This is a genomic window from Parvimonas sp. M20 (genome assembly GCF_035282425.1).
GTDB lineage: Bacteria > Bacillota > Clostridia > Tissierellales > Peptoniphilaceae > Parvimonas.
Genome location: NZ_JAYKBQ010000020.1, coordinates 1 through 23,110 on the forward strand (window position 1 = coordinate 1; position 23,110 = coordinate 23,110).

Annotated in this window: 20 protein-coding genes and 12 tRNA genes; 29 read left to right on the plus strand and 3 right to left on the minus strand. The window is 30.5% G+C overall.

Annotated elements, in window-relative coordinates; translation table 11 throughout:
- Nucleotide 1: 1 nt before the first annotated feature.
- The 13 genes from VJI93_RS07250 (at nt 2) to VJI93_RS07310 (ending at nt 1,837) form a co-directional block, all read left to right on the plus strand.
- Nucleotides 2-77, plus strand: a tRNA-Thr gene (locus tag VJI93_RS07250).
- Nucleotides 78-99: 22 nt separating this feature from the next.
- Nucleotides 100-184 (plus strand) — tRNA-Tyr (locus VJI93_RS07255).
- 39 nt (nt 185-223) lie between these two features.
- Nucleotides 224-297: transfer RNA gene (locus VJI93_RS07260), tRNA-Gly, on the plus strand.
- A gap of 4 nt (nt 298-301) precedes the next feature.
- A tRNA-Arg gene (locus VJI93_RS07265) sits at nt 302-378 on the plus strand.
- A 5-nt stretch (nt 379-383) separates the two neighbouring features.
- Nucleotides 384-460 (plus strand) — tRNA-Gln (locus VJI93_RS07270).
- 7 nt (nt 461-467) lie between these two features.
- Nucleotides 468-543, plus strand: a tRNA-Lys gene (locus tag VJI93_RS07275).
- Between the two features lie 5 nt (nt 544-548).
- Nucleotides 549-637, plus strand: a tRNA-Ser gene (locus VJI93_RS07280).
- 4 nt (nt 638-641) lie between these two features.
- Nucleotides 642-732, plus strand: a tRNA-Ser gene (locus tag VJI93_RS07285).
- 7 nt (nt 733-739) lie between these two features.
- Nucleotides 740-816, plus strand: a tRNA-Ile gene (locus tag VJI93_RS07290).
- A gap of 68 nt (nt 817-884) precedes the next feature.
- Nucleotides 885-958, plus strand: a tRNA-Trp gene (locus tag VJI93_RS07295).
- A 165-nt stretch (nt 959-1,123) separates the two neighbouring features.
- A tRNA-Phe gene (locus tag VJI93_RS07300) sits at nt 1,124-1,199 on the plus strand.
- Nucleotides 1,200-1,459: 260 nt separating this feature from the next.
- Nucleotides 1,460-1,532: transfer RNA gene (locus VJI93_RS07305), tRNA-Phe, on the plus strand.
- Nucleotides 1,533-1,660: 128 nt separating this feature from the next.
- Nucleotides 1,661-1,837 carry an HTH domain-containing protein gene (locus tag VJI93_RS07310; protein WP_324000270.1) on the plus strand — a complete coding sequence of 59 codons (177 nt, stop codon included), beginning with the start codon at nt 1,661-1,663 and terminating at the stop codon, nt 1,835-1,837.
- Between the two features lie 90 nt (nt 1,838-1,927).
- Here VJI93_RS07310 and VJI93_RS07315 read toward each other — a convergent pair whose 3' ends face one another.
- Nucleotides 1,928-3,184 carry a helix-turn-helix domain-containing protein gene (locus VJI93_RS07315; RefSeq protein WP_324000269.1) on the minus strand — a complete coding sequence of 419 codons (1,257 nt, stop codon included), beginning with the start codon at nt 3,182-3,184 and terminating at the stop codon, nt 1,928-1,930.
- A 367-nt stretch (nt 3,185-3,551) separates the two neighbouring features.
- Here VJI93_RS07315 and VJI93_RS07320 point away from each other — a divergent pair, with 367 nt between their 5' ends.
- The 11 genes from VJI93_RS07320 to brnQ all read left to right on the plus strand — a co-directional run bounded on the left by VJI93_RS07320 (nt 3,552) and on the right by brnQ (nt 15,134).
- Complete coding sequence (locus tag VJI93_RS07320) at nt 3,552-3,947, plus strand: hypothetical protein (RefSeq protein ID WP_324000268.1); 396 nt, start codon at nt 3,552-3,554, stop codon at nt 3,945-3,947.
- A gap of 115 nt (nt 3,948-4,062) precedes the next feature.
- Nucleotides 4,063-5,055: an ornithine carbamoyltransferase gene (argF, locus tag VJI93_RS07325; protein WP_324000267.1), complete on the plus strand. Its 993-nt coding sequence runs from the start codon at nt 4,063-4,065 to the stop codon at nt 5,053-5,055.
- A 9-nt stretch (nt 5,056-5,064) separates the two neighbouring features.
- Nucleotides 5,065-6,000 (plus strand): carbamate kinase, encoded by a 936-nt coding sequence (gene arcC, locus VJI93_RS07330; protein WP_324000266.1) that lies wholly within the window; start codon nt 5,065-5,067, stop codon nt 5,998-6,000.
- A gap of 9 nt (nt 6,001-6,009) precedes the next feature.
- Nucleotides 6,010-6,945 carry a DMT family transporter gene (locus VJI93_RS07335; protein WP_324000265.1) on the plus strand — a complete coding sequence of 312 codons (936 nt, stop codon included), beginning with the start codon at nt 6,010-6,012 and terminating at the stop codon, nt 6,943-6,945.
- A gap of 145 nt (nt 6,946-7,090) precedes the next feature.
- Nucleotides 7,091-7,762, plus strand: coding sequence for a nitroreductase family protein (locus VJI93_RS07340; RefSeq protein WP_324000264.1), 672 nt, complete (start codon nt 7,091-7,093; stop codon nt 7,760-7,762).
- A gap of 8 nt (nt 7,763-7,770) precedes the next feature.
- Nucleotides 7,771-8,901: an Mbeg1-like protein gene (locus VJI93_RS07345; protein ID WP_324000263.1), complete on the plus strand. Its 1,131-nt coding sequence runs from the start codon at nt 7,771-7,773 to the stop codon at nt 8,899-8,901.
- A 212-nt stretch (nt 8,902-9,113) separates the two neighbouring features.
- Nucleotides 9,114-9,524: a 30S ribosomal protein S12 gene (gene rpsL, locus VJI93_RS07350; protein ID WP_324000262.1), complete on the plus strand. Its 411-nt coding sequence runs from the start codon at nt 9,114-9,116 to the stop codon at nt 9,522-9,524.
- A gap of 129 nt (nt 9,525-9,653) precedes the next feature.
- Nucleotides 9,654-10,124 carry a 30S ribosomal protein S7 gene (gene rpsG, locus VJI93_RS07355; protein ID WP_324000261.1) on the plus strand — a complete coding sequence of 157 codons (471 nt, stop codon included), beginning with the start codon at nt 9,654-9,656 and terminating at the stop codon, nt 10,122-10,124.
- Between the two features lie 39 nt (nt 10,125-10,163).
- Nucleotides 10,164-12,239 (plus strand): elongation factor G, encoded by a 2,076-nt coding sequence (fusA, locus tag VJI93_RS07360; RefSeq protein WP_324000260.1) that lies wholly within the window; start codon nt 10,164-10,166, stop codon nt 12,237-12,239.
- 20 nt (nt 12,240-12,259) lie between these two features.
- Nucleotides 12,260-13,453: an elongation factor Tu gene (tuf, locus tag VJI93_RS07365; RefSeq protein WP_324000259.1), complete on the plus strand. Its 1,194-nt coding sequence runs from the start codon at nt 12,260-12,262 to the stop codon at nt 13,451-13,453.
- A gap of 262 nt (nt 13,454-13,715) precedes the next feature.
- On the plus strand, nt 13,716-15,134 hold the full coding sequence (brnQ, locus tag VJI93_RS07370) for a branched-chain amino acid transport system II carrier protein (RefSeq protein ID WP_324000258.1): 1,419 nt from the start codon (nt 13,716-13,718) through the stop codon (nt 15,132-15,134).
- A 53-nt stretch (nt 15,135-15,187) separates the two neighbouring features.
- On the opposite strand, the gene gpmA is transcribed toward brnQ, so the two are convergent.
- On the minus strand, nt 15,188-15,931 hold the full coding sequence (gpmA, locus tag VJI93_RS07375) for a 2,3-diphosphoglycerate-dependent phosphoglycerate mutase (RefSeq protein WP_324000257.1): 744 nt from the start codon (nt 15,929-15,931) through the stop codon (nt 15,188-15,190).
- Between the two features lie 131 nt (nt 15,932-16,062).
- Between gpmA and VJI93_RS07380 the strand changes: the two genes are divergently transcribed.
- From VJI93_RS07380 to VJI93_RS07400, 5 genes are all read left to right on the plus strand, one after another.
- Nucleotides 16,063-16,920 (plus strand): ABC transporter permease, encoded by an 858-nt coding sequence (locus VJI93_RS07380; RefSeq protein WP_324000256.1) that lies wholly within the window; start codon nt 16,063-16,065, stop codon nt 16,918-16,920.
- Nucleotides 16,914-18,776 carry an extracellular solute-binding protein gene (locus VJI93_RS07385; protein WP_324000255.1) on the plus strand — a complete coding sequence of 621 codons (1,863 nt, stop codon included), beginning with the start codon at nt 16,914-16,916 and terminating at the stop codon, nt 18,774-18,776. Before VJI93_RS07380 ends, VJI93_RS07385 begins: the two co-directional genes overlap by 7 nt.
- Before the next feature lie 210 nt (nt 18,777-18,986).
- On the plus strand, nt 18,987-20,408 hold the full coding sequence (locus VJI93_RS07390; protein ID WP_324000254.1) for an amino acid permease: 1,422 nt from the start codon (nt 18,987-18,989) through the stop codon (nt 20,406-20,408).
- A gap of 125 nt (nt 20,409-20,533) precedes the next feature.
- A complete protein-coding gene (locus VJI93_RS07395; protein ID WP_324000253.1) occupies nt 20,534-21,853 on the plus strand; it encodes a M18 family aminopeptidase in 1,320 nt (439 codons plus the stop codon).
- Complete coding sequence (locus tag VJI93_RS07400) at nt 21,853-22,239, plus strand: hypothetical protein (protein WP_324000252.1); 387 nt, start codon at nt 21,853-21,855, stop codon at nt 22,237-22,239. The genes VJI93_RS07395 and VJI93_RS07400 overlap by 1 nt, the downstream gene beginning before the upstream one ends.
- Nucleotides 22,240-22,272: 33 nt before the next feature.
- Here VJI93_RS07400 and VJI93_RS07405 read toward each other — a convergent pair whose 3' ends face one another.
- Nucleotides 22,273-22,791 (minus strand): hypothetical protein, encoded by a 519-nt coding sequence (locus tag VJI93_RS07405; protein WP_324000251.1) that lies wholly within the window; start codon nt 22,789-22,791, stop codon nt 22,273-22,275.
- Nucleotides 22,792-23,110: the final 319 nt, after the last annotated feature.

Genomic DNA, 23,110 nt, shown 5'->3' on the forward strand with positions numbered 1-23,110 from the left:
TGCTGGTGTAGCTCAATTGGTAGAGCAACTGACTTGTAATCAGTAGGTTAGGGGTTCAAGTCCTCCCACCAGCTCCAATCTACATTTTGTAGATTATATGGAGGAGTTCCCGAGTGGCCAAAGGGGACGGACTGTAAATCCGTTAGCTACGCTTTCAGTGGTTCGAATCCACTCTCCTCCACCAATTGAATTTTTGTTAAGACCATAAAGTTTGAGTTTATATGCGGGTGTAGCTCAGTGGTAGAGCCCCAGCCTTCCAAGCTGGTTGCGAGGGTTCGATTCCCTTCACCCGCTCCATTTTGCACCTATAGCTCAGCTGGATAGAGCAACGGACTTCTAATCCGTGTGCCAGAGGTTCGAATCCTCTTAGGTGCGCCAACCTTTGGGGTATAGCCAAGTCGGTAAGGCACTAGACTTTGACTCTAGCATTTCGCAGGTTCGAGTCCTGCTACCCCAGCCAATTTTATGATTCATTAGCTCAGTTGGTAGAGCACCTGACTTTTAATCAGGGTGTCCGGGGTTCGAATCCCCGATGGATCACCATTTATGGAGAGGTATCGAAGTGGTCATAACGAGGCGGTCTTGAAAACCGTTTGGGTTCACGCCCACGTGGGTTCGAATCCCACCCTCTCCGCCACAATGGAGAAATACTCAAGTGGCTGAAGAGGCTCCCCTGCTAAGGGAGTAGATCCTTCACGGGATGCGAGGGTTCAAATCCCTCTTTCTCCGCCAATAATTTGGGCCTTTAGCTCAGTTGGTTAGAGCGCCCGGCTCATAACCGGTAGGTCCCGGGTTCAAGTCCCTGAAGGCCCACCAAATTATCTGAAGATATTTCTATTTTAGAAATATCTCTTATTTTATAGAGTTAAAAAGATTGGTATTGTAGGGGTATAGTTCAACGGTAGAATGTCGGTCTCCAAAACCGCTGATGAGGGTTCGATTCCTTCTACCCCTGCCATTTACATAACATTAAAAAACATTATATTAAATATGCCCAGATAGCGAAAAGTCGGTATAAGGAAGTGGCAAAAACAACGAAGTTGTTTTTAGGCAATACCTTAGTCTAGTGCGAAGCACGAGAGAATGAGCTATCGCATAGCAAAAAAATCATAATATTAAATATGCCCAGATAGCTCAGTCGGTAGAGCAGAGGACTGAAAATCCTCGTGTCGGTGGTTCGATTCCGCCTCTGGGCACCAGATCTGTAATTCGAGAAGTCTGTTACGGATTGCTATTATTTCCTGCTAATGCAGGATTTTTTTTGCTCATTTTTAGATTTTTTTAAATTTTTAAGTTCCAGATAGCGATAGTCGGTATAAGAGAGTAACCGAAATATCGAGATAAAATCGAAGATATTTTGAGTTAATATCTTAGTTTAGTGCGAAGTACGAGAAGATGAGTTATGAAAAGCTAAAACGGTGAAAATCTAAAAAAGTAAATAAAATAAAAGTGTTAATAAATAGTTATCAGCTGGTAGAGTCAGAGGACTGAAAATCCTCGTGTCGGTGGTTCGATTCCGCCTCTGGGCACCAGATCTGTAATTCGAGAAATCTGTTACGGGTTGCAATTATTTTCCTGCTAATGCAGGATTTTTTTTGTAAATTTTTAGGTAAGTTGTAGATTGAGGGTATAATAACTTTATAAAAAAGGAGGTATAAAAATGGGATTAAGCGAAAAGATTATTGAATTATTAAAAAATTCAGAAGCTCTTAAAGGTGGAGAAATCGCTGAAAAATTAGGAGTTGAAAAAGCTGAGGTAGATAAAGTTTTAAAGAAATTAAAGGCAGAAGAAAAAGTTATTTCACCAAAGAGATGTTATTATTCTGTTGAAAAGTAAGAACCCCACCCTTCCACGATGCTTCACATCGGGTGGGTTCCCGGGAACCTTGTTGTTTCACAATAAGCTGTTGAACAATTCAACAGCTTTTTATATTTCTCTATCTTGTAGTTTTAGATTTTTTCTAAATTCAGTAGGTAACATTTTTTGATATTTTAAGAAATTACGATTAAATGTTTTAACAGTGTTATATCCAACTTCAAATGCAATATCAGTTATTTGCATATCTGTTTTTAATAATAATTTTGTGGATTTGTTAATTCGTACAAAATTTAAAAAATTTTTAAAATTTTTCTCTACATAATATATGAATAGTCTATTAAGTTCTATTAAAGATATTGAAAAGTCTTTACAAATTCGTCCTATATCTATGTCATCACTTGAATTTTTTACTACATAGTTTAATATTCTGTAAAATTTTCTTATATTTTCTATTTGGCAAATTTGTGAAACTTTTTGAAAGGTTTGTCTGTATTTATTAGGGTTTTGTCCCGTTCTTGCTGTAAATACTTTTGATAGATGAGAACGATCCGAAAAACCTGTTATTTCTGCAATTTCTTCTATATCTAAATCTGTATATAGGAGCATATCCATTGTCTTTCCAACTCTCATTTCATTTATTAAGGTATTAAAAGAAAGGCCGGTTGTTTCTTTCACATATCTATTTATTGTCGATTCACTTAAGAAAAATAATTTTGAAATTGAGGAAATTGTAAGTTTTTTGCTTAAATGTGCATGTATATATCTAAAAATATTGATTTTATCAAATTTATCATCAACCTTTTTTATTTTTTTGGTATCTTCATCTTGCATTCTCCTATATGTTATAATCAGGTCAATTATTTTATTTAGAACATAAGCTGAAGAAATGGGATTTTCATTTTTGTTATACAAGGTTGAATCTTCGCCCAACTCATCTCTTAGCAGGTCAAAAACATTAGAAAAATATTTGAATTGTTCGTCGGTACATTGGATTACGGGATTATCATAAAATGAATTTATTAAACTTAAGTTTTCAGCATCTACATTGTAAAATGATTTTATTATTTTATTTGCACTGTCAAAATTGTATTTTAGAATAAAATATTGTATAGTCTTTGAAACTTCAACAACTTCAGTATATTCCCAAGGTAATATACAGACTAAAGTTCTGTCTTTTATTTCATATATACTATTTTGTATTCTTATTTTTGCATTACCTTTTTTTATCAGTAAAAATCTCGCAGACTGATGAAAAAGACCTTTTGTCGGAGATGTTATTATTTCTCTATCAATACTATACATACTTTCTTCATTTATAAATGAATTAGCTTTGTTTTGAATTTCAATTTCTTTTTGTTTACTCATAAATACCTCTAATATAAATTATTTTCTATATGTGCTATTAGTATAAATCATAATCAAATTTATGTAAAGATTAAAAAGCAAAAAATGTCTTTTTGGATGAAATTTTATAAAATAATTTCAACAATATATTTTTTGTATTTTATAATGTTGTTTTTATAATTGAAATAAATTTATAACGGACTATTTATATTTATATTAGAGTAAAAATAAATCATAAATTGTCATCTTGTTAGATTGTTTTTCTGTGTTTAAACGTAATAATATTACTTAAGAGTATTTTTTATAAAACTTGACTTTTTTTAAAAAAATATATTACAATAAAGATGTATTAATAATAAAGTAGAATAATATATTTTGGAGGTAAGTTATGAAAAAATTTTTTGTTGTGTTTTTAGCTTTGGTAGTTGTTTTATTAACAGCATGTAAATCAAGCAATAAAAATGTTGATAGATTTGTTGATAAGGTTTTTTCCGGAGATAAAGGAGGAAGTATTGTTATCTCAATTGATAAAGACAGCAAAGAAGCAAAAATGATTTTTAGTGGAGCAACTGTAATTAAACCAAATACAGATCCAAGCAAGGTAGATAAGGACAAAGTAAAGAAAGAAAATGCTCGAGAGTTCAAAAATCCTAGAATTGTAAAAAAACTTGGAGGAGAATATTTAGAAGCTGACGATTTTGAATATAAGTTAAAAATAATAGATGATAATACTATTGAGGATGTTGAAGATAAAAATGTATATAAAGGTGCACCGACAAAATAAATAGAAAGTAATACAAATTTTTTTATAGTAAATGTCCTTAGCTTTTTATAGAATATAGTATAATAATAGTATGTGATATATCACATACTATTATTTTTTAAAAAGGAGAAATGTTATGAGCAAGAATTTAAGAGGAAGAAATTTCCTAACATTATTAGATTTTACAAGTGATGAAATTCGTTATCTTTTAGATCTTTCAAGAAATTTTAAAGATTTAAAGAGAAGTGGAACTCCTCATCGTTATTTAGAAGGAAAAAATATAGTATTATTATTTGAAAAAACTTCAACAAGAACTCGTTGTTCTTTCGAAGTTGCAGGAATGGACTTAGGTATGGGAGTTACTTACTTAGATCCAGGTTCTTCACAAATGGGTAAAAAAGAATCTATTGAAGATACTGCAAGAGTTTTAGGAAGAATGTATGATGGTATCGAATACAGAGGATTCAGCCAAGAATTAGTTGAAACTTTAGGAGAATATGCAGGAGTTCCGGTATGGAACGGCTTAACTGATAAATTCCACCCAACTCAAATGTTAGCTGACCTTTTAACTATTGAAGAAAAATTTGGATATTTAAAAGGGTTAAACTTTGTATATATGGGAGATGCAAGAAACAATATGGGTAACTCACTTATGATAGCTTGTGCTAAAATGGGTGTAAACTTTACAGCTTGTGCTCCAAAAGAATTATGGCCTGAAGAAGAACTGAGAGAAAAAGCTTTAGAAATTGCTAAGGCTACTCATTGTACAGTAAGCTTTGAAGAAGATGTTAAAAAAGGAACTACAAATGCTGATGTAATCTATACAGACATTTGGGTATCAATGGGTGAACCAGACGAAGTTTGGGCTGAAAGAATTAAATTATTAAAACCATACCAAGTAAACAAAGAAGTTATGGCAAACGCTAAAGAAACTGCTATCTTTATGCACTGCTTACCTTCATTCCACGATCAAAAAACTGTTATCGGTAGAGAAATTTTTGAAAAATTTGGTATTCCTGAAATGGAAGTTACTGATGAAGTTATTGAAGGACCACAATCAGTTGTATTTGATGAAGCTGAAAATAGAATGCATACTATAAAAGCAGTTATGTATTCTACTTTATGGTAAGAGGTACAAATGGGAAAGAGAATAGTTGTAGCTTTGGGGGGTAATGCTTTAGGCAATACCCCTTTAGAGCAATTAGAAAAAGTAAAAATAGCTGCCGATATAATTTCTGATTTAGTCAAAGATGGAAATGATGTTATAATCGGGCACGGAAACGGACCTCAAGTAGGAATGATTAATTTGGCAATGGACTATTCAGCAAATGGAAAGGAAAAAACTCCTTTAATGCCTCTTGTTGAATGTGGAGCTATGAGTCAAGGATATATAGGTTATCATTTACAACAAGCTTTAGGTCAAGCTTTTAAAGAAAAAGGAATTAATAAAACAGCTGTTTCAGTTGTAACTCAAGTTGAAGTTGCAGAAGATGATAAAGCTTTTGAACACCCGACTAAACCAGTTGGAATGTTTTATACAAAAGAAAAGGCAGATGAACTTGCAAAAGAAAAAGGATTCACTTTTGTTGAAGACTCAGGAAGAGGATACAGAAAAGTTGTTCCTTCACCAAAGCCATTAAATATTGTTGAAATTGATGCTGTTAAGAAAATGGTTGATGCTGGACTTGTGGTTATAACTGTAGGTGGTGGCGGAATACCTGTTGTTAAGAAAAATAATAAATTAGTAGGAATAGATGCAGTAATTGATAAGGATAAATCAAGTGCAAAACTTGCATCAGATTTAGATGCTGACTTTCTTTTAATTTTAACTGCCGTTGATAAAGTTTGTATCAATTTCAATAAACCTGACCAAAAAGAATTAGATGAAATTAATGTTGAACAAGCTAATAAATATATTGCTGATGGACAATTTGGAAAAGGAAGTATGCTTCCTAAAGTTGAGGCTTGTTTGGAATTTGTAGATGGATCAGATAATAGATGTGCTATCATTACTTTGCTTGAAAAAGCTTCAGAAGCTGTAAAGGGTCTTACAGGAACTAAAATAGTTAAGTAGGAGGGCATTTTGGACAACATTTCAAATAAAACAAGTTTTTTAGCAAAAATTGCACTTTTTATTGTAGCAATTTTGTGGGGGACTTCGCTTACAGTAGTCAAAAGTGCTGCTGATGTATTTAAGCCTAATTTTCTTTTAGGAATCAGATTTAGTGTAGCCGGAATTATTCTTGCAATTATTTTTCATAAAAAATTGTTTAAGGCAAGAAAAGATGAACTAATATCTGGGGCAATTATAGGAGTATTTTTATTTGTTGCATATTCCAGTCAGACACTTGGTGTTACTTTTACAACACCAGGACGTAGTGGTTTTTTATCGGCATCATATTGTGTAATTGTACCTTTTTTATATTGGATTACAAATAAAGTTAGACCTGATAAATTTAATGTATCTGCTGCAATTTTTTGTATTATAGGAATATTTTTTATTGCTATGGCTGGAGAAAGTGGTTCTATTTTTAATTCAAGTTGGACTGCAATTTATGGAGATGCACTTGCGCTTTTAAGTGGATTTCTATTTGCTTCGCATATAGTTATGGTTACTAAGCTTGGAATTGGGAAAGATGCTTTTGTTCTTACAATAATGCAATTTTTAGTTGCCGGAGTTTTATCTTGGATAACTACTTTTGCTTTTGAAAATAATGCAGGAATGCAACTTACATTAAGACCGATGCTTGAAGTATTATATCTTTCTGTAATGTGTACGGCTGTTGCATTGTTATTACAAAATTTAGGACAAAAATATACAGATCCAAGTAGTGCAGCTATAATTTTAGGTTGTGAGTCAATTTTTGGAGTTGCTTTTCCGGTTGCACTTGGAATTGAAAGTTTAACTGTTAAATCTGTTATTGGCTTTATTTTAATTTTTATAGCTATAATAATTTCAGAAACAAAATTATCTTTTATATTTAAAAAGAAGGATAAGAAAATAGAAAGTAAAATTTAGAAGTCTTAGGGCTTCTTTTTTATTGAAACTTAAACAATTCGTATTGATAGGTGTTTTGTTCTGTATTGACTTTTATGCTTTTATATGCTAGTATAGATTTATATTTTGGGGGGCGTTATGCCCTTTTGTCATATAGGAGGGGAATATGGATATTGATAAAATTATTAAAGAAAGACATTCCGTAAGGGCTTATACTGAAAAAGACATAGAGCAAAATATTATTGATGAAATTAACAAAGATATAGAAGAATATAATAATATTGCAGATTTGCATATCCAATTTATTACAAATGAACCAAATGCTTTTGGTAAGAGTATTTTAGCAGGTTTTGGAAAATTTAAAAATGTAAAAAACTATATAGCGATGATTGGGGAAAAATTTGATAATCTAGAAGAAAAGATTGGATATTTTGGAGAAAAACTAGTTATAAAAGCACAAGGATTGGGACTTAATACCTGCTGGGTTGGAGGAACATATAGTAAGAAAAATAGTAAATATATAGTAGGAGAAGATGAGAAAGTTCTTTGTGTTATAGCTATAGGATATGGTGAAAATAATGGAAAGGAAAGAAAACTTAAGGATATTTCTGCTGTTGCTACCAGTGATGTGGAAATGCCAGATTGGTTTTTAAAAGGTGTTCAATTTGCATTATATGCTCCAACGGCATTAAATCAACAAAGATATAAAATTATTTTGAAAGACAATACGGTTGAGATAGTTTCAAAATTTGGATTTTATACAAAGGTTGATTTAGGAATAATTAAGTGCCATTTTGAGTTGGGTGCAGGTAAGGAACATTATAGCTTTAGGTATTAGGAGAAGATATGATAAATATTGATGTATTGTTGATTTTAAATTGTATAATTTATGTTCATAATTTTGAAAAAGATGATGTACAAGAAAAGCTCGTTGGTAAAAACATCTTTGAAATATTTGATTTTATTAGAAATAAAAAAAATTCTTCGGGATTTTATCCAGCAGAAATAAATGAGGAAGAGTTTTCAGTTGTTTTAAATACAATTGAGCATAATAAACAAATTTATGAAAGAATAAAAATAGTTGATGTTGATAATTCAATTTATGGAAATGCTTCTGGTAGTGATAGGGTAGTAAATGTAACTTTCCAGTTTGAAGACAATTTAATTATAGTTTATAAAGGAACTGCTGGAGATTATGAATGGAAAGATAATGTAGAAGGGACTTATAATATAACAGACACTAAACAACAAAGAAGAGCTTTGAAATATTTTGATGAAATGGTTAAAAAGTTTCCTGATGTAAAAAAGATTTATGTTTCCGGACACTCTAAAGGTGGAAACAAGGCTCAATATATTGGTGTTTTGAGAGGAAATATGTCAAAATTAGAAAAAGTATATTCCTTTGATGGACAAGGCTTTAATGATAATTTCTTAAAAAAATATAATAAAGAAATTGAATTAAATAAATATAAAATTTTTAATATTTGTAATGAATATGATTATGTGAATATTTTAATGCATTCAGTATCTAACAAGATTTTTATAAAGTCTATTACAAATGTTGGAAATGAAGATGATAGATATTCAAAAATTATTCATAGATTAGGTGGAGTTCATTCGCCTTATTCAATGTTTAAAAATGAAAACGGAGTTTTAACTTTAAATGATGTGGTTGAACAAAGTGAGCTTATGAAAAATTTTGAAAAACTTTTTGAATACTATAATGCTAATATGGAAGAAAAAGACAATAAATTTATGTATTATAGGATGTCTTTATTGATGATGGACTCTGGAAAAGAAGTTTTTGGGACAGAATGTCCTACTCCTCCTAAGGGCTATTTTAAAAGGTTTGCAAAACTTACAAGAGATTTTACAAAAAATGAAAGTGAGCTAAGCTATTCTCAGATAATAAGACTTTTTAAACCCGTATTTTCAGATATAGGATCAATAATTTTAAAAGGAAGAATTTCAAAGTAAGAATTTAAAAATATATTATTTTAGTTTTATTAAAAACTGCTCTTTTAGAGTGGTTTTTATTTTCTAATAATACTTTATTTTTTAAAAAATTTTTTGTGAAATTAATTATAAAAATGTTGACTTTTATATATATAAATGTTAGAATATTTAGGTACATTTAATAATGTATAGTTATGTGCATTTTTAAAAAAGATATTTAAGGAGGTGAAGAAATGCCAACTATTAACCAGTTAATTAAACAAGGAAGACAAAAAGCTGTTACTAAATCTAAAGCACCAGCATTAAGTTTCAATTTTAATACTCTTAAAAAGAGAAGTACTGCTAGTGAATCACCACAAAAAAGAGGTGTATGTACAGCTGTAAGAACTGTAACTCCTAAGAAACCTAACTCAGCGTTACGTAAGGTTGCCAGAGTTAGATTAACAAACGGAATGGAAGTTGCAGCTTATATTCCAGGTATAGGTCATAACCTTCAAGAACACAGCGTTGTGCTTATTAGAGGGGGAAGAGTAAAGGACCTTCCAGGGGTTAGATACCATATAGTTAGAGGTACATTAGATACTGCAGGGGTAGCTAACAGAAAACAAGGAAGATCTAAATACGGAGCTAAAAGACCTAAATAATTAAACTGATGTGGCAGAAATGTTTTATTAATTAGAGTTTAACTTTATAATACATACATTTGTGTGCTTATCAGCAAGAAAATCGCTGAGTACCAGTGATACTACTAATATAGTAAGGAGGGAAGAAAGGTGCCAAGAAAAGGACATGTTCCAAAGAGAGAGGTAATGCCAGATCCAATTTACGGAGATGTGGTTGTTACTAAACTTATAAACAACATTATGCTTGACGGTAAAAAAGGAATTGCTCAAGCTATCGTTTACGGTGCATTTGAAATCGTAAGAGAAAAAACTGGCGAAGAACCAACTGAAGTTTTCAGAAAAGCTTTAGAAAATATAATGCCTGTTTTAGAAATAAAAGCAAGACGTATAGGTGGGGCAACATACCAAGTGCCTATTCAAGTTAGACCTGAAAGAAGACAAACTTTAGGTTTAAGATGGTTAGTAACTTACTCTAGAAATAGAGGAGAAAAAACTATGAAAGAAAGACTTGCAAAAGAAATTTTAGATGCTGTTAATAACACTGGAGCAAGTGTTAAGAAAAGAGAAGACACTCACAAGATGGCTGAAGCTAACAAGGCTTTTGCACATTACGGATTCTAATATAGGAATTTTATTTAAAAGGAAAGGGGAAATGCTATTGTGGCAAGACAATATTCACTTGAAAATACAAGAAATATTGGTATAATGGCGCATATCGATGCTGGTAAAACAACAGTAACAGAAAGAATGCTTTATTATACAGGAAAGATCCACAAAATAGGTGATACTCATGAAGGTGCTGCACAAATGGACTGGATGGAGCAAGAAAAAGAAAGAGGTATCACTATTTGTTCAGCTGCTACAACTTGTGTATGGAATGATACAAGAATTAACATCATTGACACTCCAGGACACGTTGACTTTACTGTAGAAGTTGAAAGATCTTTAAGAGTTCTTGACGGCTCAGTTGCACTTTTTGATGCAAAGAGCGGTGTAGAACCACAATCAGAAACTGTTTGGAGACAAGCAGATAAATATGGCGTACCACGTATTTGCTTTATAAATAAAATGGATGCTACTGGAGCTAATTATTATGACTCTATCGAAACTATTAAGGATAAGTTAAAAGCTAATCCAGTTCCTGTTCAAATTCCTATCGGAGCTGAATCAGAATTCGTTGGAGTAATTGACTTAGTTTCAATGCATGCCATTATTTATAAAAACGACTTAGGTACAGATATAGAAGAAACTGATATTCCAGATGCTTATAAAGATAAAGCAGAAGAATATCGTCAAAACTTATTGGAAGCATTAGCTGAAACAGATGAGTTTATTATGGAAAAATATTTAGAAGGAGAAGCTATTTCACCATCTGAATTAAGAGAAGCAATAAGAAGAGCTACTATTAATCTATCAATAAACCCAGTACTTTGTGGTTCAGCTTATAAGAACAAAGGGGTTCAACCTTTATTAAATGCTATCGTGGCTTATATGCCATCTCCATTAGACATACCTGCTATTGAAGGTGTGGGTGATGATGAACAACCAGTAGAAAGACATGCTTCAGATGAAGAACCTTTCTCAGCATTAGCATTTAAAATCGTAGCTGACCCATTTGTTGGAAAGCTTGCATATTTCAGAGTATATTCAGGAACTTTAGAAGCAGGTTCCTATGTATATAACTCAACAAAGGGCAAAAAAGAAAGAATTGGTAGAATTCTTATGATGCATGCTAACAAAAGAGAAGAAGTTGAAAGTGTATCAGCAGGAGACATTGCAGCAGCAGTTGGTCTAAAAGATACTACAACTGGAGATACTCTTTGTGATATGAATAGTCATGTAATCCTTGAAAAGATGGAATTCCCAGAACCAGTTATTTCTGTTGCTATCGAACCAAAAACAAAAGCATCTCAAGAAAAAATGAGTATAGCTTTACACAAATTAGCAGAAGAAGATCCTACTTTTAGAACTTATACTGACGAAGAAACTGGCCAAACAATTATTTCAGGTATGGGTGAATTACACTTAGAAATCATTGTTGACAGACTTTTAAGAGAGTTCAAAGTAGAAGCTAATATAGGTAATCCACAAGTTTCTTACAGAGAATCAATTTCTCAAGGTGCAGAAGCTGAAGGAAAATACATCAGACAATCTGGTGGTAGTGGACAATATGGACACTGTAAAATTAAAATTGAACCTCAAGAAGCTGGTAAAGGCTTTGAGTTTGTAAATAATATCGTGGGGGGAGCTATTCCAAAAGAATATATTGGGCCTGTTCAAAAAGGTATTGAAGAAGCAACTCAAGCGGGTGTACTTGCAGGATATCCAGTTTTAGATGTTAAAGTTACTTTATATGATGGTTCATACCATGAAGTTGACTCATCTGAAATGGCATTCAAAATTGCAGGTTCAATGGCATTTAGACAAGCAGTTTCAAAAGCTGCACCAGTTCTATTAGAACCAATGATGAAAGTTGAGATAACAACTCCGGATGAATATTTAGGAGATGTTATGGGAGATGTTTCATCAAGAAGAGGTAGAATTCAAGGAATGAATCCTAAAAATGGAGTTCATGTACTTGATGCATATATACCTTTAGCTGAAATGTTTGGATATGCAACAGACTTAAGAAGTAATACTCAAGGTCGTGCAACATATTCAATGCAATTCGATCATTATGAAAAAGTGCCTCAAGCAATTTCTGAAAAAGTAATTGGCGAGAGAGCAAAAAAATAGATTAGGAGGACATTAGTAAAATGGCTAAGCAAAAATTTGAAAGAACTAAACCACACGTTAATATCGGAACTATTGGTCACGTTGACCATGGTAAAACTACTTTAACTGCAGCTATCACTTTAGTATTAAATAAGAGATTTGGTACTGGTGAATTCGTTGATTATGCAAATATCGACAAGGCTCCAGAAGAAAGAGAAAGAGGAATCACAATTTCAACTTCTCACGTTGAATATGAAACAGCTAACAGACACTATGCACACGTTGACTGTCCAGGACACGCTGACTATGTAAAGAACATGATTACAGGTGCTGCACAAATGGATGGAGCTATCTTAGTAGTAAGTGCTGCTGATGGTCCAATGCCTCAAACAAGAGAACATATATTACTTGCAAGACAAGTAGGAGTTCCTAAAATAGCTGTATTCTTAAATAAAGAAGATCAAGTTGATGATCCAGAATTAATCGAACTTGTTGAAATGGAAGTTAGAGAATTATTAACTGAATACGAATATGATGGAGATAATACTCCAATCGTAGTTGGTTCAGCATTAAAAGCTCTTGAAGAACCAGATGGAGAATGGGGAGACAAAATCGTTAAATTAATGGAAGAAGTTGACGCATTCATCCCAGAACCAGTTAGAGACATTGATAACCCATTCTTAATGCCAGTTGAAGACGTATTCTCAATTACTGGTAGAGGAACTGTTGCTACAGGTAGAGTAGAAAAAGGTAAAGTAAAAGTTCAAGATAACGTTGAATTAGTAGGTTTAACAACTGAAAGAAGAACAGTTGTTGTAACTGGTGTTGAAATGTTCAAGAAAATGTTAGATGAAGCTGCTGCTGGAGATAACATTGGTCTTCTATTAAGAGGTGTTCAAAGAAACGAAATCCAAAGAGGACAAGTTCTTTCAAAACCAGGAACAATTAATCCACATACTAAATTCGAATCAGAAGTTTACGTATTAACTAAAGAAGAAGGTGGAAGACATACTCCATTCTTCTCAGGATATAGACCACAATTCTACTTCAGAACAACTGACGTAACTGGTAATATCCAATTAGAAGAAGGCGTTGAAATGGTTATGCCTGGAGATAATGCTAAATTTATAATCGAATTAATCACTCCAATCGCTATTGATGAAGGTTTAAGATTTGCCATCAGAGAAGGTGGAAGAACAGTAGGATCAGGCGTTGTTACTAAGATTTTAGCATAATTATACTGATAATTTTAAAAGGGGACTTTGTAGTTCCCTTTTTTTATGTTCAAAAGAATTCAAAATATTAAATAATTGAGGGATGTTTATTTTTAAAAAGAATAATTATACAATAAACTTTATTTATTTTCAGTTTTATATACTTCAAATTATAAAAAAAATTAGAAAATATAAAGATGATTTTTTCAGTCCATATGCCTTGCAAGTTTTTATGTTTTATGTTAATATATTTTAAGAAATCGTTTTTATATTAGGAGGAATTATGAAAAAAGAAATAAGGATAATATTTGTAATAGGCTTTAGTTTGTTTGCAATGTTCTTCGGTGCTGGAAACCTAATATTCCCAACATTTTTGGGCTATAATTCAGGTTCTTATTGGCCTATTGCTTTTATTTTGTATATGGTTGCAGATGGGCTTTTAGCAATGATATCACTTTATTGTGTATTTTCTTCCGGTGGTATTACAGAATTTGTAAAACCTTTAGGAAAATATTTGGGGACAATAATTTTAGTTTGTATATCTCTATGTATAGGACCTTTAGTTGCAATACCAAGAACTGGTGCAATTACTTATAATTTGGGGGTTGCAAATTTTGGATTTAAAAATTTAGTGGTAACAACTGCAATATTTTTTGTTATTACATATTTAATTTGCATAAAATCTGAAAAAATAGTTGATTTTATCGGAAGATATTTAACTCCAACATTACTTGCATTTTTGATTATTATGATTATAACCGGAATTATATCTCCTGTTGGAGAAATTCTACCAGGGGAAAATTTACAAAAAGTTATGTATGACTCTTTTATAAATGGTTTTCAAACTTTAGACGGACTTGGGGCAGGACTTTTTAATGCAGTTATAGTGAATGCTTTAATTTTCTATAAAATTAAAAAGGAAAGAGAAAAAAAGGTAATCCTATCTTCATCAATTATAGCTTTTATATGTTTAAGTATTGTTTATGGGGGACTTTGTTTCTTAGGAGCAAGTTCAAAACTTAATGTTGAAGGGGCAAAGAATGGAACAGCTATTTTACTTAACTTCACAAATTTATTATTTGGTCGTTCAGGAGTTTTAATGCTTTCTGTTATAGTAATACTAGCTTGCCTCACAACTTCAGTTGCTCTTACAGGTGGAGTTGCTGAATATTTTTCAGAATTAATACCTAAAATATCTTATAAAATTTGGGTTGTGATAGTTTGTTTTGCAAGTTTTATTTTCTCATGTCTTGGAGTAGATGCGATAATAAAATTGGCAGTTCCACTTTTATTTACATTGTATCCACCAATAATTATATTGATTTTGACAAGTGTATTCAGAAACAGAATCTCCTGTAATAGAGCTATAAAATATTCTGCAATAGTTGCAATAATTATTGGATTTATGACTGTATTAAATGACACATATGGAATTTTAGAATTTATAAAATTATTACCACTTAGTTCTTTAAGTTTTGGTTATTTAATTCCGTCTGCGATTGTCTTTGTAATTGTTGCATTATTTGAAAAGAATTCAGGAGATCACATTGATGTTCCTAAAGTATTAAATACCAGAATAACATTGCATGATGAAGATGTGGGAATGCTTTATTATATATCCGAAAAGATGGATGAACCAAAATCTGAAGTAATAAGAAAAGCAATTAAGAATTTATATGATGAAATAAAAGATAAAGAATAAGAAAAAGAAAAGGTTGAGGATTTTACTCCTCAACCTATTTTTGTTAAAATAATTTATTTTTTCTTTGCTTGGTTTGCAACTGAATTTATTTTTGCATTTATTTCATCTTGATTTCCTAAGTAATATTTATTTGTAACTTTAAAATTGTCATCAAATTCATAAACTAAAGGAATTCCAGTTGGAATATTTACAGAAATAATTTCTTCATCTGTTAAATTATCTAAATATTTAACCAATGCTCTTAATGAGTTTCCATGAGCAGCTATTAGAACTCTTTTTCCGTCTAACATATCCTTTTTTATAACTTCTTCATAATAAGGAATAACTCTTTCAATAGTATTTTTTAGACTTTCATTGTAAGGTAATTCACTTTTATTAACATTTCTGTAAGGTTCTTGATTATGTGGACACCTTTCATCATCCTTATCAAGTGCTGGAGGTGGAACATCAAAAGATCTTCTCCAAAGTTTTACTTGTTCTTCTCCATATTTTTCAGCAGTTTCAGCCTTATTTAAGCCTTGCAGTGCTCCATAATGTCTTTCATTTAATTTCCAAGTTTTTATAACAGGTAACCACTGTCTATCCATTCTCTCTAAAACAATATTTAAAGTGTTAATTGCTCTTTTTAAATATGAGCAGTAGCATACATCGAAGTCGTATTCGTTTTCCTTTAGAGAAAAACCTGCTTCGTTTGCTTCGATAATTCCTTTTTCTGAAAGGCCTACATCAGTCCAACCAGTAAATAAATTCAACTTATTCCATTCGCTTTCTCCATGTCTTATTAAAACTAATTTCATTTTCAAAAACTCCTTTAATTTTTCTTATACTAATTATATTATAAATAACAAAACTTTACAAGAAAAAATTTGTCTAATATCTATTTTAATGATAAAATAATAGTTGCAATTATTTATTTTTTGGAGGAAATATGTTACGAAAATATTTATATAGAATTAGGGCTATGCCATATTTATTATGGACAATTATATTTACGATAGTGCCTTTGTTTTTTATAATTTATTATTCTTTTAAAGTAAAAGATGAAAGTTTTGTTTTTACTTTGGATAATTACAAAAAGTTTTTCACACCAACTTATGTGAAAATTATTTTAGTATCTTTAAAATTATCCTTGATTTCAACTTTTTTATGTCTAATTTTGGGATATCCTGCGGGACTTTTTCTAAGTAGGATAAAAAATGAAAAGCGAAGAAATGTTTTTGTCTTGCTATTCATTATGCCTTTATGGACTAACTTTTTACTTAGAACTTACTCTTGGATGAGTATTTTTAGAGAACAGGGAATTATAAATCAAATGCTTATAAATATCGGAATTATAGATAGTCCTATAAAATTTTTAAACAATAACTTTGCAATTATTATAGGAATGATTTACAATTTTTTGCCTTTTATGGTACTTCCAATTTATACCGCACTTATAAATATTGACAAAGAATATATAGAATGTGCTAAAGATTTGGGGGCTAAAGGAAAAGATTTATTTTTAAGAATTATTTTTCCACTAAGTTTTAAGGGTGTGATTTCAGGTTGCATTATGGTTTTTATGCCTTCTGTAACAACCTTTATAATATCAGACTTACTTGGGGGAAGTCAGAATATGTTAGTTGGAAATTTAATTCAAAGGGAGTTTTTACAGGCTAGAAACTGGGAAACAGGTTCAAGCATTTCCCTAATTATGATTTTTATAATTTTTGTAAGTCTTATGGTTTTTAGAATGTTTATAAAAAAATCAGATAATGAATTTGCAGAAGGGCTTAAAATATGGTAAAAAAATATACTGGAAAAATATATCTTGCTTTGTGTTATATATTTTTATATATGCCAATTATATTTATGATGGTTTTTTCATTTAATGAATCAAGATATAATAAGGATTTTACAGGGTTTAGCTTAAAATGGTATGTTGAGCTTTTTAAGGATGAATCCGTTATGAATGTGTTTTTTCAAACACTTGTTATAATAGTAATTGCAACTATATTTGCACTTGTAATTGGAACAATAGGAGCTTGGTCTATATATAGATCCTTTAATCCAAAGCTAAGAAGCTATTTTACAAATGTAACATATCTTCCGCTTATTCTTCCTGATATTGTAATTGCAATTGGAATGATAATATTATATGTATTTTTTAAACTTAAATTCGGATATTTTACGATAATTTTATCACATATAATATTTAATATTCCTTTTGTGGTCTTTGCGATTTTGCCTAAATTATTGACTTTTGATAAAAGTCTTTATGATGCAGGAATGGATTTGGGAGCAAGACAGTTTCAGGTGTTTAAAAGAATTGTTTTACCACAGTTAATACCTAATTTAATCATAGGAGCATTGATTTGTATAACAATGTCTTTAGATGATTTTACTGTAAGTTACTTTACTTCCGGAAATGGCGTTGCAACACTTTCAGTTAAAATTTATTCAATGACTAAAAGGGGAATTAGTCCTAAAATAAATGCATTATCAACATTGCTTTTTGCAATAATAATTATAATTTCAACAATAACTTATGGATTTAAGAATAGAGGAATAAAAATGAAAAAAATTAAAAGTTTATTAGCATTATTACTAGTTTTTGCTACAGCCGTATCCTTTACAGCTTGTGGGAAAAGTAATAAAAAAGATGAGAAAAAAGAAGAAAAGACAGAACAAAGTACAGAAAAGAAAGTTTTAAATGTAACTAATACAGATCTTTTTATAGATCCAGAAACTATAAAAGAATTTGAAAAAGAGTATAATTGTAAAGTAAATTACACATTTTTTGAAGAAAATGAAGAATATTACACTAAATTAAAAAGTGGGGCAGAAAAATATGATGTAATCGTAGCAAGTGACTATATGGTTGATACCATGATTAAAGAAAATATGTTGGAAAAACTTGATAAAAATAAAATTCCAAATATGGATAAAGTTAAAAAAGAATATAGAAACTTAGTATTTGACCCTACGAGTGAATATTCAGTTCCATATACAATAGGAAATATCGGAATTGCTTATGACAAGTCAAAACAAGAAAAAGTTGATAGTTGGGCTGACCTTTGGGACGAAAAAAACAAAGGTGAAGTTGTAATGTTAGACGGAAGTAGATTTACAATGGCAATTGCTATGATAAAAGAAGGACTTGACCCTAACTCAACAAAAGAAGAAGATATTATAAAAGCAAAAAATTCTCTAATAGCTCAAAAGAAAATAGTAAAAAGTTATGTTGGAGACGATCAAGCAAAGGATAATCTAATTTCTGGAGATTCAAAACTTACTTGCATTTGGGGTGGAGAAGCTCTACTTGCAAAAGATGAAAATAAAAATGTAGAATTTGTTTTTCCAAAAGAAGGAGCAATCTTTATCTTTGATAACTGGGTAATCCCTAAAGTTTCAGAAAATAAAGAATTAGCAGCAAAATTTATTGACTTTATGTCAAGACCTGAAATATCTGCAAAAAACTGTAATTTTGTAAAATATGGCTCACCAATTGAAGGAGCAAGAGAGCTTATGGACGAAAACTTAAAAAATAGCGATATAGTCTTTCCTAAAAAAGAAGTATTTGAAAAAGGTTATGTATTAAAAGACTTAGGTGAATTAAACGAAAAATTACAAGACGCTTGGACTGAAATAAAAGCAAAATAAATTAAAATAAACAAAAGACACCATCTGGTGTCTTTTGTTGAATTGTGATTTACAGAAACGATATAGTGAAGCGATAATATTGTTACAACAAAAACAAAACGTTATCCTATTGCAAATACCTTTGACAAGAAATAATAATTTTGATATACTGTCTGTGGCTAAAAATTTCAACTTAAGTTTTAGCAAAAAATTACATTTTAGGAGGACGAAATGGAAGTTTCTGAAAAGAAAATTAAATGGCAGTCCCTAGTATTTATGTGTTTTTCAACACTTTGGGGATTTGGAAATGTTTTAAACGGATATATTTACTTTCAAGGTACTCAAGTAATATTCTCTTGGATACTAATGTTTGCATTGTATTTTGTTCCGTATGCACTTATGGTTGGAGAACTTGGTTCTACATTTAAAGATTTAGGTGGTGGGGTAACTTCTTGGATTCAAGAAACTACTAACTCTAAATTAGCTTACTATGCCGGCTGGACTTATTGGGCAGTACATATTACTTATATTGCTGGAAAAGGTTCAGGTGGTCTTAAGGCTTTAAGTTTTATGATTTTTAGAGATGCTAAAGCATATGATAGTATTCCTACAATGTATGTTCAATTAGCAACATTTGGTGTATTGTTATTATTCTGTTACTTAGCAACAAGAGGGTTAAGTCCAATCAAGAAGTTGGCAACACTAGCAGGTTCAAGTATGTTTGTTTTAGGTATTTTATTTATTCTTATGATGTATGCTGCACCTGTTATTAATCCAAATGGTGGATATTTAAAATTGAATTTTGCTTGGAATAATTTATTCCCTAAGATTGACTTGAATTACTTAAGTAGTTTATCAATTTTAGTATTTGCAGTTGGTGGTATTGAAAAGATTTCACCTTATGTAAATAAAATTGAGGGAGATTCTGCAAAAGAATTCCCTAAAGCTATGATGTTTGCAACTTTAATGGTTGTTATTAGTGCTATCTTCGGAACAGTTGCTATGGGACTTATGTTTGATGTCAACGAAATAAAAGCAAATTTTGACGCTTATGCAGCAAATGGTTCTTACTGGGCATTTCAAAAATTAGGGCAATACTATGGTGTTGGCGATTTATTATTAATCATTTACTCAGCAGCTAATACTGTTGGACAATTTGCAACTTTATTAATAAGTATTGATGCTCCTTTAAGAATGTTATTAGAAGACCCTAATGCAAGTCAATATATCCCAAGAAAATTATTAAAGAAGAACGAAAAAGGTGCTTATGTTAATGGGATTATACTAGTTGCAATACTCGGTGGAGCAATTATATTAGCTCAATCATTTGTTCCTGGAGCAACTACCGTTCTTAGACAACTTACTCGTCTTAACGGGGTAGTAATGCCGATGAGATATATGTGGGTATTCGTTGCTTACTTTGCTCTTAGATATGGTAAAGAAGAACTTACTAGACATTACAGATTTGTTAAAAACAGAAGCGTTGGACTATTCTTTGGAGCTTGGTGTTTCTTAATAACATTAGCTTGTTGCTTATTTGGAATGTATTCAGATGATCCATATGAAATGTTATTAAAGATTATAACTCCATTAGTTTTAGTTGTTTTAGGTTTAGTCTTACCAGTCATTAGAAAAATAGAAGATAGTAAATAAATTTAGATTATAAAACGATTATAAAGAGATAAAGGAACTTTGGTTCCTTTATTTTCTTTAAAATATATTTAATGATTTTTAATTAATTAAATAGGGTAAATTAAATTTTAATAGGAGGAATTGATATGAATAATATTAAAATTTCAAAAGAATTATTAACTTTTATTGATTCAAGTAAAAGTATGTTCCATACTGTTGATACAATGAAAAAATATTTTGACAAAGCCGGATATACATTCTTACCGGAAAATGCTAAATGGAAAATCAAAAAAGGTGGAAATTATTATACTACAAGAAATAATTCAAGTATATTGGCTTTTCAAGTAGGAAAAGAACTTAGCGACTACCATTTCCAAATAACAGCTGCACACAGTGATTCTCCAACATATAAAGTTAAAGCTGTTCCTGAAATGGATGCACCAGGAGAACATTTAAAGCTAAATGTTGAAGGTTATGGTGGAATGATTGACTCAACATGGTTTGATAGACCTTTAAGTCTTGCAGGTAGAGTTTTAGTTAGAGAAAAAGGGAAAATTGTAAATAAATTATTCTATATTGATAAAGATATTTTAATGATACCAAATGTTGCAATTCATTTAAATAGAGAAATAAACAGTGGTTATGCTTATAATAAACAAGTTGACTTATTACCTTTATTCTCTGCTGGAGAATTAAAAAAAGGTGATTTTGATAAAATGGTTGCAGATGAATTGGGTGTTAAAGTTCAAGATGTTGTTGCAAAAGATTTATTCTTAGTAAATCGTCAAAGACAATGTATTTGGGGATATAAAGATGAATTTGTTTCAACACCTAAACTTGATGACTTACAATGTGCATTTACATCAATGAAAGCATTTCTAGAAGCAAAAAATCCAAAGACTATAAATGTTTGTGCAGTTTTTGATAATGAAGAAGTAGGCTCAAACACAAAACAAGGTGCTATGTCAACATTTATGAAAGATGCTCTTAAGAGAATTAATGCTTCACTTGGATTTGGAACTGATGAATATCATCAAGCAGTGGCAAAATCTTTCTTAATAAGTTGTGATAATGCTCATGCTGTTCATCCAAATCATCCTGAACTTTATGATCCAACAAATGTAACTTTTATGAACAAAGGTATTGTTATAAAAGAAGCTGCAAATCAAAAATATACAACTGATGCTTTCAGTAGAGCAGTATTTTTAGAAATTTGTAAAAAAGTAAAGGTTCCAACACAATTCTTTGCAAACAGATCTGATAAAGTTGGTGGTTCAACTCTTGGAAACTTATCAAATATTCAAGTTAGCCTACACGCTCTTGATATTGGAGTTGCACAACTAGGAATGCACTCAAGTTTTGAAACTTGTGGAATTAAAGACACAGGATATATGGTTACAGCATTAAAAGAATTCTTCTCAACAAATATTAAAATTGATGGTTCTGACGGAGTGATTTTCGAATAATGGCAAGAAGAATTACACCAAAAGAAATGTCAGAAGATAAAGCCAAAATATCACTGACAGGATTAACCATCATTATGATGGGGACTCTGTTTATATATTTTTTATGGGCTGTTATAAATAGTAAATTTTTAGTTAATTTCAGTATAGATGCATTAGTTGGAGTAGTTGCTCTTGTTATTTTAATTAGAAATTTAAAAATAAAATACAATATAATAAAAAAATATACAAGTGAAAAACAATTTATGATTTTAGATTTAGTCGCTTTTGCCCTATGCTTTTTAATAAAAGTTGTAGTACAAATTCCATTTGATTTTTCTTTAATCATTTTGTTAATTTCACATTATGCGACAAAGCGAATATTTAATAAAATTATAGAAAAAAAGTGATGTTCAAATGAGCATCATTTTTTGTTTTGAAATTTAATTTTGTATTTTCTTTATGGAATTTTTGATATTATATATAACTTTATCCTTAGGAACATCATCGTGTTTTTTAAATATAGGCTTTGGACGACCACCATTTTCACTTTCTTCAAAACTCAATTCATAAATTCCGTTTTTTGAGATTATATTATTCAATTCTTCTTCCAGATATCCTTGAGAAATTTGATGTTTTAATTTTCCATTATTTTCAGTAATTTTAATTGTTCCAATGCTTTTACCATTTTGCAAAATAAAAAATGAAAATATATTTTCCTTTATCGAATATGGTTCGGATAGTTCCAAATTGTTAATGTCTTTAATTGCTGTACCAGTTAGGTTTTCTTTTACAAAAATCTCTTTTGCATAGTCAACAACTTTTTTAGGAACAGGACTGCTAATTAAATAAAATCCATTTTCGCTTTTATTGGTAGTATAGAATTCTTTATTTTTATTAGAATTACAAGAACATAAAGTTAAAATAGAAAACAGGAAAAAAATTTTTAATAATTTTTTCATAATTAAAACCTCCATAAATAATAAGTATGATATTTAAAAATTAAAATTACACAATATCAATTTACCTTATTATATAATACGATTTTATTTTATGTCAATATATGAGAGAAAAATAATAGTTATTTGTACATTTGTAAATGATGTGAGACCAAAAAATATAAAAAAATATAACCTGTATGGTAGAATTAAAGGAGAATTAATTCTCCTCTAATTCTAATAATTCTTTACGTTTTTCAATAGGAGAAAGCCAATTTAAAGTTTGCATAGGTAGTCTATTAGATTTATAGAGATATTTTTTCATTTGAGCAACCAAATCTTC

What these genes read in the sequence shown, in the direction of transcription:
- argF (WP_324000267.1), top strand. Translation starts at nt 4,063, where the DNA reads ATGAGCAAGAATTTAAGAGGAAGAAATTTCCTAACATTATTAGATTTT.
- VJI93_RS07320 (WP_324000268.1), top strand. Translation starts at nt 3,552, where the DNA reads ATGAAAAAATTTTTTGTTGTGTTTTTAGCTTTGGTAGTTGTTTTATTA.
- VJI93_RS07380 (WP_324000256.1), top strand. Translation starts at nt 16,063, where the DNA reads ATGTTACGAAAATATTTATATAGAATTAGGGCTATGCCATATTTATTA.
- VJI93_RS07400 (WP_324000252.1), top strand. Translation starts at nt 21,853, where the DNA reads ATGGCAAGAAGAATTACACCAAAAGAAATGTCAGAAGATAAAGCCAAA.
- VJI93_RS07340 (WP_324000264.1), top strand. Translation starts at nt 7,091, where the DNA reads ATGGATATTGATAAAATTATTAAAGAAAGACATTCCGTAAGGGCTTAT.
- arcC (WP_324000266.1), top strand. Translation starts at nt 5,065, where the DNA reads ATGGGAAAGAGAATAGTTGTAGCTTTGGGGGGTAATGCTTTAGGCAAT.
- VJI93_RS07310 (WP_324000270.1), top strand. Translation starts at nt 1,661, where the DNA reads ATGGGATTAAGCGAAAAGATTATTGAATTATTAAAAAATTCAGAAGCT.
- brnQ (WP_324000258.1), top strand. Translation starts at nt 13,716, where the DNA reads ATGAAAAAAGAAATAAGGATAATATTTGTAATAGGCTTTAGTTTGTTT.
- VJI93_RS07315 (WP_324000269.1), bottom strand. Translation starts at nt 3,184, where the DNA reads ATGAGTAAACAAAAAGAAATTGAAATTCAAAACAAAGCTAATTCATTT.
- rpsL (WP_324000262.1), top strand. Translation starts at nt 9,114, where the DNA reads ATGCCAACTATTAACCAGTTAATTAAACAAGGAAGACAAAAAGCTGTT.
- gpmA (WP_324000257.1), bottom strand. Translation starts at nt 15,931, where the DNA reads ATGAAATTAGTTTTAATAAGACATGGAGAAAGCGAATGGAATAAGTTG.
- VJI93_RS07385 (WP_324000255.1), top strand. Translation starts at nt 16,914, where the DNA reads ATGGTAAAAAAATATACTGGAAAAATATATCTTGCTTTGTGTTATATA.
- VJI93_RS07395 (WP_324000253.1), top strand. Translation starts at nt 20,534, where the DNA reads ATGAATAATATTAAAATTTCAAAAGAATTATTAACTTTTATTGATTCA.
- VJI93_RS07405 (WP_324000251.1), bottom strand. Translation starts at nt 22,791, where the DNA reads ATGAAAAAATTATTAAAAATTTTTTTCCTGTTTTCTATTTTAACTTTA.
- VJI93_RS07390 (WP_324000254.1), top strand. Translation starts at nt 18,987, where the DNA reads ATGGAAGTTTCTGAAAAGAAAATTAAATGGCAGTCCCTAGTATTTATG.
- VJI93_RS07345 (WP_324000263.1), top strand. Translation starts at nt 7,771, where the DNA reads ATGATAAATATTGATGTATTGTTGATTTTAAATTGTATAATTTATGTT.
- tuf (WP_324000259.1), top strand. Translation starts at nt 12,260, where the DNA reads ATGGCTAAGCAAAAATTTGAAAGAACTAAACCACACGTTAATATCGGA.